The 14,701-nt window shown below is 67.5% G+C and carries 12 protein-coding genes; 6 read left to right on the top strand and 6 right to left on the bottom strand.

Annotated elements, in window-relative coordinates; translation table 11 throughout:
* Positions 1-38 precede the first annotated feature (38 nt).
* The 6 genes from G6N26_RS01780 to G6N26_RS01755 form a co-directional block, all read right to left on the bottom strand.
* Positions 39-467, bottom strand: a complete 429-nt coding sequence (locus tag G6N26_RS01780; RefSeq protein WP_083017628.1) for a nitroreductase family deazaflavin-dependent oxidoreductase — start codon at positions 465-467, stop codon at positions 39-41.
* Complete coding sequence (locus G6N26_RS01775; RefSeq protein WP_067172284.1) at positions 460-1,722, bottom strand: cytochrome P450; 1,263 nt, start codon at positions 1,720-1,722, stop codon at positions 460-462. Before G6N26_RS01775 ends, G6N26_RS01780 begins: the two co-directional genes overlap by 8 nt.
* Positions 1,719-2,504, bottom strand: a complete 786-nt coding sequence (locus G6N26_RS01770; RefSeq protein WP_067172282.1) for an SDR family NAD(P)-dependent oxidoreductase — start codon at positions 2,502-2,504, stop codon at positions 1,719-1,721. Before G6N26_RS01770 ends, G6N26_RS01775 begins: the two co-directional genes overlap by 4 nt.
* Positions 2,504-3,727, bottom strand: a complete 1,224-nt coding sequence (locus G6N26_RS01765) for an amidohydrolase family protein (protein WP_067172280.1) — start codon at positions 3,725-3,727, stop codon at positions 2,504-2,506. The genes G6N26_RS01770 and G6N26_RS01765 overlap by 1 nt, the downstream gene beginning before the upstream one ends.
* Positions 3,724-5,190: an aldehyde dehydrogenase family protein gene (locus G6N26_RS01760; RefSeq protein ID WP_083017779.1), complete on the bottom strand. Its 1,467-nt coding sequence runs from the start codon at positions 5,188-5,190 to the stop codon at positions 3,724-3,726. The genes G6N26_RS01765 and G6N26_RS01760 overlap by 4 nt, the downstream gene beginning before the upstream one ends.
* Positions 5,191-5,294: 104 nt before the next feature.
* The gene (locus G6N26_RS01755) at positions 5,295-6,851 is read right to left on the bottom strand and encodes an AMP-binding protein (RefSeq protein ID WP_083017630.1); all 1,557 of its coding nucleotides are present in this window, start codon (positions 6,849-6,851) and stop codon (positions 5,295-5,297) included.
* A 377-nt stretch (positions 6,852-7,228) separates the two neighbouring features.
* Between G6N26_RS01755 and G6N26_RS01750 the strand changes: the two genes are divergently transcribed.
* From G6N26_RS01750 to G6N26_RS01725, 6 genes are read left to right on the top strand one after another with little or no spacing between them, the layout of a single operon-like run.
* Positions 7,229-8,380: an MCE family protein gene (locus G6N26_RS01750; protein WP_232067634.1), complete on the top strand. Its 1,152-nt coding sequence runs from the start codon at positions 7,229-7,231 to the stop codon at positions 8,378-8,380.
* Positions 8,377-9,402, top strand: a complete 1,026-nt coding sequence (locus G6N26_RS01745) for an MCE family protein (RefSeq protein ID WP_083017634.1) — start codon at positions 8,377-8,379, stop codon at positions 9,400-9,402. The genes G6N26_RS01750 and G6N26_RS01745 overlap by 4 nt, the downstream gene beginning before the upstream one ends.
* Entirely contained in the window at positions 9,402-10,466 is a 1,065-nt protein-coding gene (locus G6N26_RS01740; protein ID WP_083017781.1) for an MCE family protein, read from the top strand. The genes G6N26_RS01745 and G6N26_RS01740 overlap by 1 nt, the downstream gene beginning before the upstream one ends.
* Positions 10,463-11,794, top strand: coding sequence for an MCE family protein (locus G6N26_RS01735; RefSeq protein ID WP_083017784.1), 1,332 nt, complete (start codon positions 10,463-10,465; stop codon positions 11,792-11,794). The genes G6N26_RS01740 and G6N26_RS01735 overlap by 4 nt, the downstream gene beginning before the upstream one ends.
* Positions 11,791-12,990: an MCE family protein gene (locus G6N26_RS01730; RefSeq protein WP_083017636.1), complete on the top strand. Its 1,200-nt coding sequence runs from the start codon at positions 11,791-11,793 to the stop codon at positions 12,988-12,990. Before G6N26_RS01735 ends, G6N26_RS01730 begins: the two co-directional genes overlap by 4 nt.
* A gap of 2 nt (positions 12,991-12,992) precedes the next feature.
* Positions 12,993-14,573, top strand: coding sequence for an MCE family protein (locus tag G6N26_RS01725; protein ID WP_083017786.1), 1,581 nt, complete (start codon positions 12,993-12,995; stop codon positions 14,571-14,573).
* Positions 14,574-14,701 lie beyond the last annotated feature (128 nt).

The raw sequence follows: 14,701 nt of genomic DNA, 5'->3' as shown, positions 1-14,701 counted from the left end.
TTCTTCAGCACGTGACACCGAAGAAATGCTAGCCGTGCTCATGCGGGTCTGAGGATAACGACGGGAATCTCGCGCTCGGTCCGGGACTGGTAGACGTCGTAGTTGGGCCACTGATCGGTCATGATCTTCCACAGCCGCGGCTTCTCGGCGGCCGACGCGGTGCGCGCCACGACCGCGAGTTCGTCGCCCCGGACCTGAATGCGGGCCGCGGGATTGGCCTGCAGATTCACGTACCACGACGGGTGCATGGGCGCGCCGCCCATCGAGGCCACCACCAGATAGTCGTCGCCGTCGCGGCCGAAGATCAGCGCCGAGGTCAGTTGGCGCCCGGTGCGACGGCCGGTCACGGTGAGCAGCAGGGTGGGCACGCCGTTCCACAGATAGCCGGTCTCGCCGCCGGTCTCCCGGTAGGCGCGCACGTGGTCCTCACCGATCAGGGTCAGGTCGGGCTGCGTGTAGTCAGACATCGAACACCACCGGGATCGCGGTCGCCCCGCGCTCGTACATCCCGACAAATCGCGGCGGCTCCGCGTCGGGGTCCAGGCGCAGGTTGGGCAGCCGGTCGAGCAGCGCCGAGATCGCGATGGTCATCTCGGCGCGGGCCACGTGCATGCCGAGGCAGATGTGTGCGCCCTGCCCGAAACCCAACGACGGCTTGAACTTTCGGGTGATGTCGTACTCGTCGGGGCGCTCCCACCGCGCGGGGTCCCGGTTTGCGGCGCCCAATGCGAGGTGCACGACGGACCCGGCGGGGATCGGGACGCCGGCCAGCTCGGTGTCGGCCATGACCCAGCGGGAGAACATCGGGTCGGTCGGCAGCCACCGGATCGCCTCCTCGATGGCCGGCCGCAATAGCGAACGGTCGGCGCGCACCGCCTCGAGGAGTTCGGGGCGCTGCAACAGCGTCGTGAGCGTGGTGCCCATCTGCTTCCACGTGGTGCCCGAGCCCGCGCCGAGCAAAAGCAGCACGAAGGAATCGATTTCGCGGTCGGTGAGCCGGTCGGTGACGCCGTTCTCGTCGGTGAGCTCGGCCTGGACGAGGACGCTGATCAGGTCGTCGCGGGGCTCCTCGCGGCGCGCGGCGATCACCGGCTTGAGCAGGTCGACCACCTTCTGCGGATCCCGCGCCAGCGCCTCGCGGATGTCGAGGGCCTGCTCGACGGGCACGCCGAAACTACCGGTGATGGTGAGCACCGGGATGGCCGCGCAGAAGTCGACGTTGAGTTCGGCGCGCCCCTCGTGGACGAGTCCGTCGACCAGCAGGTCCACCGTCTCGGAGATCCAATTGTCAATCCACCACTTGCCGTTCGCCGGCAGGAACGACGGCTGCACCAGCGCGCGATAGCGCCGGTGCTGCTCGCCGTTCATCGACAGCATGCTGTTGGTCAGGCCCAGCGGGCCGTTCTCGAGGTCGACGGGGTCCGGGGACGACGCGAATATCTCCGGGTGGCGGTAGGCGACCATGCAGGTGTCGTAGTCGAACACGGTGAAGTGCGGGCTGTCCGGATAGGGCAGCCCGTGGAAGAACATCATGTCGGTGCTGCCGGTCAGCTCATGCAGGATGCCGGGCAGCACCGGACCCTCCTCGCGCAGCCGGTGCCACACCGGATACGGATCCTGCTCGTACGCGCCACCGGCCCAAGCGTTGTAGGAGCTACGCAGGTCGAACAGCTCCCGCAGCCGATCGCGGTCTAAGGCGGGCCCCCCAACCTGACTAGTCATTTCGCCACGAACCCACCGTCGACGGGCAACGCCACCCCGGTGACGTTGCGGGATGCGTCGCTGACCAGATACAGCGCCGCCTCGGCGCAGTCCTCGGCGGTGATGGCGCGCCCGAGCGGATGCTGGCCGCCGACCGATTCGGCGATCGCCGCCTGCTGCTCCGCGTCGACCTTCAGTCCGCCCGCCGCCATGAAACCGGTCAGCGGCATGGCGGCCGGGCAGATGGCGTTGACGCGAATCCCGAAGGGAGCGGCCTCGATTGCGACCGCCCGGGTGAGTTGGATGACCCCGCCCTTGGTGGCGCCGTACACCGAGCCGCCCCAGCCGACCAGGCCGGCCACCGACGCGGTGTTGAGAATCACGCCACCGGAACCCTGCTCCTTGAAGCGCAACACCGCGTACTTGGTTCCGAGGAACACCCCGCCGAGGTTGACCGCGACCAAGCGGTTGAAGTCCTCAAGAGTGTGGTCCTCGAAGATCATGCCGAGGCGCGGCGTCGGGATGCCGACGTTGTTGAACAGGATGTCGAGCCGGCCGTACTGATCGACGGCGGCCGCGATCATCGCCTGGACCTGTTGTTCGTCGGCGACGTCGACTCCCACGGCGATGGCGGTGCCACCGGCCGATTCGATCTGGCGCACCGTGTCTTTCGCGTGGTCGACGTCGATGTCAGCCGCCACCACGCGCGCGCCCTCGTCGGCGAACCTGCACGCCGACACCCGGCCCACCCCGGAGCCGGCGCCGGTGACGATGGCGCTCTTGCCGTCGAGCACACCGGCCATCAGGCGCTCGCCAGGACGGGGGGCTCGGCCGGCGTGAACCGATACAGCCGTTCGGCGTTGCCGCGCAACAACTTGTACTGCACGTTCTCCGGCAGGTCCTTCATCGTGTCGCGGGCGACGTCGATACAGTCCGGCCAGGTGGAGTCCGAGTGCGGATAGTCCGTCTCGCACATGACGTTGTCCTCACCGATCTCGTCCAGACTCTTGATGGCGTGGCGGTCCTCGATGATGCAGCCAAAAATGTGATTGCGGAAGGTCTCCCGGATGTCGAGGGTGTCCAGGTCGGCTTCGTTACCCGCGTGGCCCATGAACTTGGTCCCGCGCTTCACCCAGTAGCGCTGCTTGTCGAGCACCTGCTCGGCGCGCTCCAGGAAGTACGGCATCCAGCCGACTTCGCCTTCGGACAGCGCGATTTTCAGGTTCGGGTAACGCTGGAACAACCCGCTGAAGAGCCAGGACAGCATGGTTCCCGACGTCCGCGTGGCACCCCAGGTGAGGTTGGCCATGAAGGGCGCGTCGTTGCAGATCCTGGGCAGCTGAGACGACGAGCCGACGTGCATGCTCGCCACCATCTCGAGCTCGTTGGCCGCCGCCATGACCGGATCCCAGTAGTGGTCGGCATCGTGGATGGTGGGCAGCCCCAACGGTTCCGGGTTCTCGGAGAAGGCGAAGGCTGTCACGCCCTTGGCCGCCATCCGCTCCATCTCGGTGACGGCGAGCTTGGGGTCCCACATCGGGATCAGCATCAGCGGGATGTAGCGCCCCGGCGCCACGCCACACCATTCCTCCACCAGCCAGTCGTTGTAGATCTGCAGGCACTGGAAACCGAACTCACGGTCGCTGGCCTCCATGAACAGCTGCCCGCAGAACCGGGGCAGGGTCGGAAAGCACAGCGACGCAAGCACACCGGAGCGGTCCATGTCCTCGATGCGCGCCTTGGCGTCGTAGCAGCCCGGCCGCATCTCCGAATAATTCAGCGGCTCGGGGCTGAACTCCTCCTTGGACTTGCCGACCACGGCGCTCAGGCCGGAGCTGGGCATCCTCTTGCCGTCGTAGACCCAGACGTCCATGCCGGAGTCGTCAACTTCCATGTGCGGCGCGCGGTCGCGGTCCTTGGCGGCCACCCGGTCGACCCACAGGTTCGGCGGCTCGAGGATGTGGTCGTCGACCGAGATCAGCCAATTCAGGTCGTAGGTCTTGTGTCCGTTGGTTTCTGGGCTCATTTCAGCTCCCCTATCGACATGTGCTTGACCTCCTGGAATTCGCGGATGCCGTCCGGGCCGCGTTCGCGGCCCAGCCCGCTCTGCTTGTAGCCCCCGCTCGGCGCGTAGGCGGAGAAGACGCTGGTGTTGACGTTGACCGCGCCGGTGCGCAGCCGGCGCGCCACCGCCACGGCGGCCGCCGCGTCGGCGCCGTACACCTGGCCGGACAGGCCGTAGATGCTGTCGTTGGCGATGGCCACCGCGTCGTCGATGTCGCGGTAGCCCAGCACGCCGATGATCGGGCCGAAGATCTCTTCCTGCGCCGCCGGATTGGCGTTGCTGGGCAGGTCGAGCACGGTGGGTTCGAAGAAGTAGCCACGGTCCAGGCCGGCCGGGCGCCCGCCGCCGCAGAACACCTTGCCGCCGTGCTCCTCGGCCAGCTTGACGTATTGCTCGCACTTGTCGCGCTGGGCGGCGCTGATGACCGGGCCCATCATGGCCGACTCGTCGCTGGGCGGGCCCACCTTGATCGACCCGTAGGCCCCACTCACCGCGTCGAGCACCTCGTCCTTTTTGTCCTGCGGCACAAGCATTCTGGTGGCGGCCACGCACGCCTGTCCGGCGGTGGACAGCACCACGATCATCGCGCCGCCGGCGACGCGGTGCACGGCGTCGGGCAGGTAGATCTGCGCCGACTTACCGCCGAGTTCCAGCGACACCCGTTTGACGGTCGGCGCCGCCTGAGCGAGGATCTTGCGGCCCGCCAGCGTCGAGCCGGTGAACGACACCATGTCCACGCCCGGGTCGCTGGTAAGAAGTTCGGCCCCGGCGATGCCGGATTCGACGACGACGCTCAGCACGCCAGGCGGCAGGCCGGCCGCGTCGGCGGCCGCGCCGAAGATCAGCGACGAGATCGGGGTGAGCGGGCTGGGGCGCAGGATCACCGAATTGCCCGCCATCAGCGCGGGAATCAGCTTCTGAAAGCCCATGATCAGCGCCGCGTTGTACGGCGTGATGGCCGCCACCACCCCGACGGGTTCGTGGCGCCGAACGCTCAAAGCGACCCGCCCGCGCACCAGGTCGTCGACGGGCACCGGGCTGGCTTCCTCATGGGCCATCGACAGGTAGAGATCGATGGTTTGGCGCGCGATGGCCGCACCCGCGCGCAGTTGCGTCATCTCGGCGAAGAACGTCGACTGGCCAGCCTCGGCGACCAGGGTGGGCACCAGGGTGTCGCGGGCCGATTCGACGTGATCGATGAACGCGTGCAGCACCCGCGCCCGCTCGCCGGGCGCCAAGTCGGCCCACACGCCGCCGTCGAAACTGCGGCGCGCCTCGGCGATCGCCCGCGCCACCTCGGGCAGCGGTGTCACGGTGACGTCGGCGACGTGGCTTTCATCGGCGGGGTTTTCGACGCTGACCACGTCATCGCCGGTGACCCAACTGCCCGCGACATAGGTCCGCCGTTCCGCGACTATCGCCACGCCCACTCCTAAAGATCAGGTGACGGTAGAACGATATTCTTCTTTTGCCAGATATTCAACTCTCATGTGCGAATGGGCTGGAGCGGCCGCCCGTCCGGGCGCCGCTACCCCAATTCCGCGGCCCTGTCCCGAATGCTTTGGCGGACAACGTACTTCTGCACCTTGCCGCTGGCGGTGCGCGGATAGTCGTCCACCTGGTGCAGCGATTCGGGCCATTTCTGCTTGGCCACCCCGGCGCGCTCGAAGTGCGCGCGGACGTCGTCCAGGGTGGGCATGACGTGCCCGGCCTTGATGCGCAGCACCGCCGCGGCGTGCTCGCCGAGCCGCGCGTCCGGGGCGGAGACCACGACCGCCTCGGCGACCGCGGGCATCCCGAGCAACACCTCCTCGACTTCCAGGGCGCTGATGTTCTCGCCGCCGCGGATGATGATGTCGGACTTGCGGTCGGTGATGGTCAGATAGCCGTCGTCGTCCATGACCCCGATGTCGCCGGTGTGGTACCAGCCCTCCTCGTCGAAGGCGCGGGCGGTGAGCGCGGGGTCGGTGTATCCGATGAACAAATCCGGTCCGCGCGACAGTATTTCGCCGTCGTCGGCCAGGCGGACCTCGACGCCCGTGCGCGCGTTGCCGTCGGTGAAGAGCCGCTTATCCTCGGGCGCGGTGTAGTGCGAACCGGTGATCGACGGGTGTTCGGAGCTGCCGTAGGAGCGGGTGACGAGGATCCCGAGGTCGGCCAGGCGCCGGGTGACCGCGGCCGGGACGGTGGATCCGCCGAGGCCGATGTGCGTGATGAAGCGCAGGTGCTCGGCGGTGAACCGGGGGTGATCGAGGAGGCTGGTGACGAAGTAGGGGGGTCCCCCGCCCAGCGCGACGCCGTCGGTGTCCATCAGGTCGATCGCGCGATCCGGGTCCCAGACGTCGCAGAGGTCGATCGGCGACCCGTCGAGCACCGGGATCAGAAACGCGCCGAGCATGCCGATGAAGTGCCCGACGGGCAGCGCGGTGAGTTGGCGCTTGCGGCCCGGCGGATAATTCGACAGCAGTTGGCGCGTTTCGAAACCCAGCGTCTGATGGCTGTGGATCACGCCTTTGGGGTTGCTGGTGGTGCCCGACGTGAACGCGATCAGCGCGGGGCCGGCGGGATCGGCCCCCAGCGTGCCGGCCATCGGTTCGTCGGCCAGCAGTTCGTCAAAGCTTTCACCCACCAGCGCGACGGTCGGCACGTCGGCGCAGACCTCGGGCGCGTAGGTCATCCGCCCGAACCCCTCCGCGGTAATGAAGACCCGCGGCCGGACGCTCGAGAGGATGTAGCGCAATTCCTTGGGCCCGTAGAAGTGGACGATCGGGACGACGACGGCGGACAGGAATGCCGACGCCCAGAAGGTGACCGCCGCCTCCACCCAGTTCGGCAGCTGGAACGCAACCACGTCGCCGGGGCCGACGCCGCGCGCCCGCAGGCCGGCCGCGAGCCGGCGGGCCATCCGCTCGACGTCGCCGAACGTGCCGGTGAACGGGTGCATCGACGAGTGGACGCGAAACGTGGTGTCCTGGTTGTCTTTGAGGCCGCGGGCCAGCAGGTCCCCGAGCGTGTCCGGGGTCCACCAGCCCTGCTCCTCGTAGCGTCGCGCCAACTCGGGCGCGACCACACGAATACCGGTCACATCGCTCCTCCGGTGACGCTTCAGCCGTGGCCAGCGTAGAACGACACTCTCGCGCTGACCAGTATTGAAGTTCTAGTAATGCGGATGTATCGTTCTGCTCGCTACTACGTGAGATTTGTATCACACCGCGGACCGGTTGGCTTGGAATGACGATGGATCGGGACAGCGTTATGGGGGTCTGTAGCCGGCATGTCCATGCGACTTCCGTTGCCGCACCGGCTATTTCGTGCGGCCGCCCGGGGCGTTCCTGCGGCGAAGGGGCGTAGGTGACCAGTTTCCAGGCGCTCCCGGCCGGGCACCGACCGCCGTCGGCGGACCCGCCGGCCACCGCCGAGCGGCGGACCACGTTCCGCTACGCGCGCCCGCTGGCGGGAGTAATGACCGTGATCGTCGGCGCCGCGATCATCGGCCTGGCGGTGACGCAGTTTCGCGGCGGCTTCACCACGAGCGTGCCGGTGACCGTGATGGCCGGGCGGTCCGGTCTGATGATGAACCCGGGCGCCAAGGTCAAGCTGCACGGTGCGCCGGTGGGCACCGTGGCCGCCATCGAGGATTCGCCCAACGGGCAGGCGGTCATTCGGCTGGCCCTCGAGCCGTCGCGGCTGCAGCTCATCCCCGCCAACGTCCTCGTCAACATCGTGGCGACGACGGCGTTCGGCGCCAAATTCATTCAGCTGATTCCCCCGGAGAGCCCGTCGCCGCAGCGCTTGCGCGCCGGTCAGGTGCTCGACGCCGGCCGCGTCACCGTCGAGATCAATTCGGTATTCCAACAACTCACCTCGGTGCTGGCGAAGATCGATCCGGCCAAACTCAACGAGACGCTCGGCGCGATGGCCACCTCGCTCAACGGACGCGGGGCACGCCTTGGCCAATTGTTCAGCGACCTGAACGCCTTTCTCGGCAAGATCGAGCCGAGTCTGCCCGCTTTGAGCCACGACATCGAGGCCACGGCCGACGTGTCGGACGCCTACGCCGACGCCGCGCCCGACCTGATCACCGTCGCGGACCGCGCGACGCGCATCAGCCAGACCCTCGTCGACGAACAGCAGAACCTCGACGCGTTGTTGATCAGTTCGATCGGCCTGGCCGACCTCGGCAACGACGTCCTGGGCACCAACCGCGAAAAGCTGGCCGAGGTAGTGCATCTGCTGGTGCCGACGACCGATCTGACCAACGAGTACCACCAGGCGTTGACGTGTTCGCTCAAGGGAATGTTCCCGCTGGCCCTGCAGCCGCCCACGCCCGTGCCGGGCCTCGAGGTGCTGGGCGGCATCACGCTGGGCGCCGAGCGCTACCGCTACCCCAAGAACCTGCCCAAGGTCGCGGCCAAGGGTGGCCCGCAGTGTGAGCACGAATTGCCGGTTGCCTACAACACTTTCCCGCCGTTCGACGTCGCCGACATCGGCGCCAACCCGTGGCAGTACGGGCAACAAGGAATCCTGCTCAACTCCGACGGGCTCAAGCAGTTCCTCTACGGCCCCCTGGATGGCCCGCCCCGCAACACCGCGCAGATCGGGCAGCCGGGATGACCGGCACCGGCCGCATCGTGGTGAAGTTCGGCATCTTCGCCGCGGTGATGCTGGCGCTGACGACCTGCCTGTTCTTCATCTTCGGCCAGTTCCGCAACGGGCCCACCCACCGGTACTCGGCGATCTTCATCGATGCCTCGCAACTGAAACCCGGAGATTCGGTGCGGGTGGCCGGAATTCGGGTGGGCACCGTCAACGCCGTCGCGCTGCGGCCGGACAACAAGGTGCTGGTGGGCTTCGACGCCGACGAGGACGTCGCGCTCACCACCGGCACCCGGGCGGCTGTGCGCTACCTCAACCTGGTGGGCGATCGCTATCTCGAACTCATCATCGGGCCCGGCGCGATGCGGGTACTTGCGGCGGGCTCGCAGATCTCCATCGACCACACCATGCCCTCGCTGGACCTCGACCTGCTGCTGGGCGGGCTGAAACCCGTTATCCGCGGGCTGAATCCGCAGGACGTCAACGCGCTGGCCGGCGCGTTGCTGCAGGTGTTCCAGGGTCAGGGCCAGACCCTGCAGTCGCTGCTGGCGAAAACCTCGTCGTTCTCCAGCGATGTCGCCGAGAAGAACAAAGCCATCGAGAGCCTGATCGACAACCTCAACACCGTGGTGCGCACCCTCGCCGACCAGGGCGGCCAGTTCTCCGGGGCGATCGAGCGCCTGCAGCGTCTCGTCAGTGAGCTTGCGCAAGAACGTGATCCGATCGGCGACGCCATTCAGGCGCTGGCCACCGGCACCGCGTCGGTGAGCGACCTGCTCAGCGCCGCGCGCCCGCCGCTGGCCGGAACGGTCGATCAGCTCAACCGCCTGGCGCCCCTGCTCGAGCAGGGCGAGGGGCGCCTCGACGACGCGCTGCAGCGGGCGCCCCACAACTTCCGCAAGCTCGCCCGCACCGGGGCCTACGGCAGCTTCGTCAACTACTACATCTGTGGGCTGACGTTCCGCGTCACCGATCTGCAGGGCCGCACGGCCGTCTACCCCTGGCTCAAGCAAACCGAGGGAAGGTGCGCGGAGCCCTGATGCTGAAATACCGTGGCGCAAACCTCATTCGATCCGGCTTCATCGGCACGGTGCTGATCCTGCTGGTGGTCTCCGTCGGGCTGGCCCCCGACCGGCTGGTGTCCTGGGCGACGACGGTCCGCTATCAGGCGCTGTTCTCCGAGGCCGGCGGGCTCGAACCCGGCAACAAGGTCCTGGTCTCCGGGGTCAACGTCGGCACGGTCTCGGCGGTGTCGCTGGACGACGACGGCGCGGCCATGGTCAATTTCCGGGTCAACGGCACGGTGCGGCTCGGGCCGCTGACCACCGCGCACATCCGCACCGGTTCCCTGCTGGGCGCGCGCGTGCTGACCTTGGAGTCCGCCGGCACCGGCCTGCTGCGCCCGTCGGACGTCATCCCGCTGGCGCGCACGTCGTCGCCGTATTCGCTGACCGAGGCCGTCTCGGAGGCGACCACGAACCTGGCGGCCACCAGCACCGAGACGCTCAACCAGTCGCTGGACGCGCTTTCGGCGACCATCGACCAGATCGCCCCGCAGCTGGGCCCGACGTTCGACGGGCTGACCCGACTGTCGCGAGCCATCAACAGCCGCGGCGAAACCCTCGACGCGCTACTCAAAAGCGCCAACGACGTCACCGGCATCCTCTCCGAGCACAGCCAGGGGGTCAACGCGCTGATCCTCGACGGCAACGTGCTGCTCGAAACGCTGGTCCGCCGCCGCGACGCGATCAGCCAGCTGCTGGCCAACGTCTCCGCGGTCGCTAAGGAGATGACCGGGCTGGTCGCCGACAACGAGTCCAAGCTCGAACCCACCCTGGACCGGTTGAATTCCGTTGCGGCCATGCTGGAAAAGAACCGCGACAACCTCTCCAAGGCGCTGCCCGGCCTGAAGAAGTTCGAGATCACCTCGGGCGAGTCGGTGTCCAACGGCTTCTACTACAACGCCTTTGTGCCCAACCTGGCGATCCCCGAGCTGATTCAGCCGTTCTTCGATTACTACTGGGGGTTCCGCCGCAACGACCCGAACATGCCGCGGGCGTTGTTCCCGTGGCCGCACAACGCGATTCCGGGGGGTTCGCGATGACCGCGCGCCGCCTCGTCGCCGCGTTGTTGGCCGGAGTGTTCTTGGTCGCCAGCGCATTCCTGGTGCGCGAGACGTTCTTTCGTCCGCTGACCATCACCGCCTACTTCCCGTCGGCGACCGGAATCTATGCCGGCGACCAGATTCGCGTGTCCGGTGTCAAGGTCGGCACCGTGGCCTCGGTGCAGCCGCAGCCCAGCCGGGCCAAGCTGGTCTTGCACGTCGACCGCCACGTGCGAGTGCCGGCCAACGCCAAGGCGATCATCGTCGCGCAAAACCTGGTGGCCGCCCGCTACGTCCAGCTGACCCCCGCCTATCACCGCGGCGCCGGGCCCACGATGAGCGACGGCGCCGTGATCGACACCGACCGCACCGCGATTCCCGTCGAGTGGGATCAGGTCACTGAGCAATTGACCCGGCTGGCAACCGATCTCGGACCGGCCAGCGACGTCTCGTCGACGTCGGCCAGCCGGTTCATCACCACCGCCGCCAACGCCCTGGACGGCAACGGCGAAAAGCTGCGCCAGACCCTCGCGCAGCTGTCCGGGATCAGCCGGATCCTGGCCAACGGCAGCGGCAACATCGTCGACATCATCAAGAACCTGCAGCACTTCGTCACCACCCTGCGCGACAGCAATCAGCAGATCGTGCAATTCCAGAACCGGCTGACGACGCTGAGCACCGTGCTCGACGACAGCCGGTCGGATCTGGATGCGGCGCTGTCGAATCTGTCGGTGGCCGTGGGTGAGGTGCAGCGCTTCGTCGCCGGAACGCGGGACAAGACCGCCGAGCAGATCCAGCGGCTCACCAACGTCACCCAGGTGCTGGTCGATCACCGGATGGATGTGGAGAACATCCTGCACGCCGCGCCGACCGCGTTTTCCAACGGCTACAACATCTATAACCCCAACACCCCCGGGGCCATGGGCAGCTTCATCATCAACAACTTCTCCAACCCGGTGCATTTCCTGTGCGACGCCATCGGGGCCGTCGCGAACGTCACCGCGACCGAATCGGGGAAGCTGTGCGCGGAGTACGGCGGCCCGGGGATGCGAACCGCGAACTTCAACTACCTGCCCATCCCGACGAACATCATCCTGCAGCAGATCGCCACGCCCGGGAAAATCATTTACGCCGAACCGCGTTTGGCCCCCGACGGCGAGGGGCCGTCGGCGACGCCCCCCGAGGCCCCGCCGGGGTTTTCGGCCTACACGGGCCTCAACGGCGATTCGACGCCGCACAGCGTGGAGGACCTGCTGCTGCCCGACCACGGGCGGCCGGCTCCGAGCGATCAACCGGCGGCGGCCGGCCTGGGGGCGCCGCCACCATGACCAGGCTTCTCGGGCTTTGTCTCGTGGCGTGCTTCGCCGTCGGCGGTTGCGCATTTCAGGGTGTGAACTCGCTGCCGCTGCCCGGCGCGGTCGGGCGCGGGCCGCACGCGAGCGTCTATCACGTCGAGATCGCCAATATCGGGACGCTGGAATCGAATTCGCCGGTGATGATGGCCGACGTCATCGTGGGCAGCGTCGGCAAGATGCGGGTCAAGGGCGATCACGCCGACGTCGAGGTCTCGGTCAAGCCCGACGTGGTGGTGCCGGGCAACGCGGTGGCCGCCGTCGGGCAGACCAGCCTGCTGGGGTCGATGCACGTGGAGCTCAATCCCCCGCTGGGCCAGCCCGCGCGGGGGCGGCTGCAGTCGGGGGCGACGATTCCGTTGGACCGCTCGTCGTCGTATCCCTCGACCGAGCAGACGTTGTCGGCGTTGTCGGTGGTGCTCAATTCCGGTGGGCTGGGCCAGATCGGCGACATCGTGCACAACTTCAGCGCGGGGTTGTCCGGGCACGAGAACGACATCCGCCAACTGTTGACCCGGCTCGACGAGTTCGTCGGCGTGCTGGATCAGCAGCGCGACAGGATCACGGCGTCGATCGATTCGCTGAACCGGCTGGCCGGCACGTTCGCCTCCCAGCGGGAGGTGATCACCCAGGCGCTGCGCAAGATTCCGCCCGCGCTCGACGTGCTGATCCGCGAACGCCCGCGCATCGTCGCGGCGCTGGACAAGCTGCGCGTCTTCAGCAACACCGCCACCCGGCTGGTCAACGACACCCAGGCCGACCTGGTGAAGAATCTGCAGAACCTGGAGCCGACGATCCAGGCGCTCGCGGAGGTGGGACCGGATCTGAGCACCGTGTTGGGCTATGTGCCGACGTTCCCGTTCACGCAGAACTTCATCGACCGCGCTGTGCGGGGCGACTACTTCAACGTTTTCGCGGTCATCGACATGACCATTCCGCGGCTGAAGCGGACGCTGCTGGCCGGCACGCGGTGGGGTGATCCGGATGCGCCGCTGGTGCCCGCCCCGGGCGACCCCTGGTATGGGAACTACACGTATGACCCGCTGGGGTTCGCCGTCGCTCCCCCGCCGCCGCCTGGTGCCCCGCCTGCTGGCGCGCCCCCGCCACCTGTTGCGGCTCCTGATCTGAGTGCCATTGCGCCCGTGGATCAACCGATGCGGGGCGGTGGCTGATGCTGCTGACGCGTTTCGTCCGGATGCAGCTGACGATCTTCGCGCTCGCCTCGGTGGTCGCGATGGGGTTTATGTTCTTTCAGTACATGCAGGTGCCGACTTTGCTCGGGGTCGGCAAGCTCACCGTCACCCTGGAGCTGCCGGATACCGGTGGGCTCTACCGGTTCAGCAATGTCACCTACCGTGGCGTGCAGGTCGGCAAGGTGACCGCGGTCGGCCCGACCGCGACCGGCGCGAAAGCCACACTGGCGATTGATACTTCGCCGAAGATCCCCGCCGACGTGCACGCGGCGGTGCGCAGCATGTCGGCGGTAGGTGAACAGTACGTGGATCTGGTGCCGCGCTCGGAGAGCGCGCCCTACCTGCGCGACGGGTCGGTGATTGCCGCGCGCGACACCAGCATTCCGCGCCCGGTGGGGCCGATGCTGGACAAGCTCAGCGCGCTGGTCAAGAGCATCCCCAAAGACAAGGTCGGGCAGTTGCTCGACGAGACGTTCACGGCGTTCAACGGGTCGGGCTACGACCTGGAGTCCATGCTGGATTCGTCGAGCAAGCTCTCGCACGACGCCTCGGCCGTCGTCGACCACACCCGCGCCCTGGTCGACGACGGCAGGCCCTTCCTAGACGCGCAGGCTCAGACCTCCGACCAGACCCGGCGGTGGGCACACAACCTGGCCGGGTTCACTGACCAGATGGTGAAGGACGACTCGCAGTTCCGGAAGCTGCTGCACACCGGACCCGGTTTCGCGCAGGAGGTTTCGCGCCTGCTCGATCAGGTGAAGCCGACCCTGCCGGTGTTCTTGGCGAACCTGTCGACCATCGGGCAGATCGGCGTGACCTATCACCCGGCGCTGGAGCAGCTGCTGGTGCTGCTGCCCCCGTCGGTCGCGGCGTATGGCTCCTACGGCGTGACCAACAATCCGACCGGCCTGGCGGTCGGCGGGTTCACGCTGACCATCGCCGACCCGCCGGCGTGCACGGTCGGGTTCCTGCCGCCGTCGCAGTGGCGTTCCCCCGCCGACGTGAGCGAGGCCGACACCCCCGACAATCTGTATTGCAAGCTGCCGCAAGACTCGCCGATCTCCGTGCGCGGGGCGCGGAACTATCCCTGCATGACCAAGCCCGGAAAGCGCGCTCCCACAGTCGAAATCTGTAACAGCGATAAGGAGTATGTGCCTCTTGCGGAGCGGCAGCACGCGCTGGGGCCGTATCCGCTGGATCCGAATCTGCTGTCGCAGGGTCTGCCGCCGGATGACCGGGTAGCGGTCCAGGACAGGCTTTTCGGGCCGGTGGAGGGGACGCCATTGCCGCCGGGGGCGGCGCCCGCCGGAACACCGCCGGGGCCGTCGGCGCCGGGTTCGCTCAACCGGCCGCCGACGGCGCCTGATGCGGATGCCGTGCCGGCGGCGCCAAGTGCGTTTGGCACCAACGGTTCTGGTGTGTCACCGTCGGTTGCGGTGCTGCATTACGATCCGGGGACGGGGCGGTACGTTGCGCCGGATGGGCAGCTTTATCGGCAGTCGGATTTGGTGCGGGCAAAGACGCCGAAGACGTGGAAGGACATGCTCATCAGTTCGAGTTAAAGACTTTTGGCCGCTGTTACTGACTTTGCCCCGCGAGTAGCTCCGTTCATTCGGCCAAAGCGGTACCTCAGGCAAGCCGCAATCTCGAGCAAACCGGACCTGGCTCTGCACAACATGTTCGAGGCTTG

It is taken from the genome of Mycobacterium marseillense, from assembly GCF_010731675.1.
Taxonomy (GTDB): Bacteria; Actinomycetota; Actinomycetes; order Mycobacteriales; family Mycobacteriaceae; genus Mycobacterium; species Mycobacterium marseillense.
This window is presented reverse-complemented; position numbering and strand designations above follow the sequence as displayed.

Bases quoted from the DNA above. Each gene is read 5' to 3' on its own strand.
- G6N26_RS01780 (WP_083017628.1), bottom strand. From the start codon at position 467: ATGTCTGACTACACGCAGCCCGACCTGACCCTGATCGGTGAGGACCAC.
- G6N26_RS01775 (WP_067172284.1), bottom strand. From the start codon at position 1,722: ATGACTAGTCAGGTTGGGGGGCCCGCCTTAGACCGCGATCGGCTGCGG.
- G6N26_RS01770 (WP_067172282.1), bottom strand. From the start codon at position 2,504: ATGGCCGGTGTGCTCGACGGCAAGAGCGCCATCGTCACCGGCGCCGGC.
- G6N26_RS01765 (WP_067172280.1), bottom strand. From the start codon at position 3,727: ATGAGCCCAGAAACCAACGGACACAAGACCTACGACCTGAATTGGCTG.
- G6N26_RS01750 (WP_232067634.1), top strand. From the start codon at position 7,229: ATGACCGTGATCGTCGGCGCCGCGATCATCGGCCTGGCGGTGACGCAG.
- G6N26_RS01745 (WP_083017634.1), top strand. From the start codon at position 8,377: ATGACCGGCACCGGCCGCATCGTGGTGAAGTTCGGCATCTTCGCCGCG.
- G6N26_RS01740 (WP_083017781.1), top strand. From the start codon at position 9,402: ATGCTGAAATACCGTGGCGCAAACCTCATTCGATCCGGCTTCATCGGC.
- G6N26_RS01735 (WP_083017784.1), top strand. From the start codon at position 10,463: ATGACCGCGCGCCGCCTCGTCGCCGCGTTGTTGGCCGGAGTGTTCTTG.
- G6N26_RS01730 (WP_083017636.1), top strand. From the start codon at position 11,791: ATGACCAGGCTTCTCGGGCTTTGTCTCGTGGCGTGCTTCGCCGTCGGC.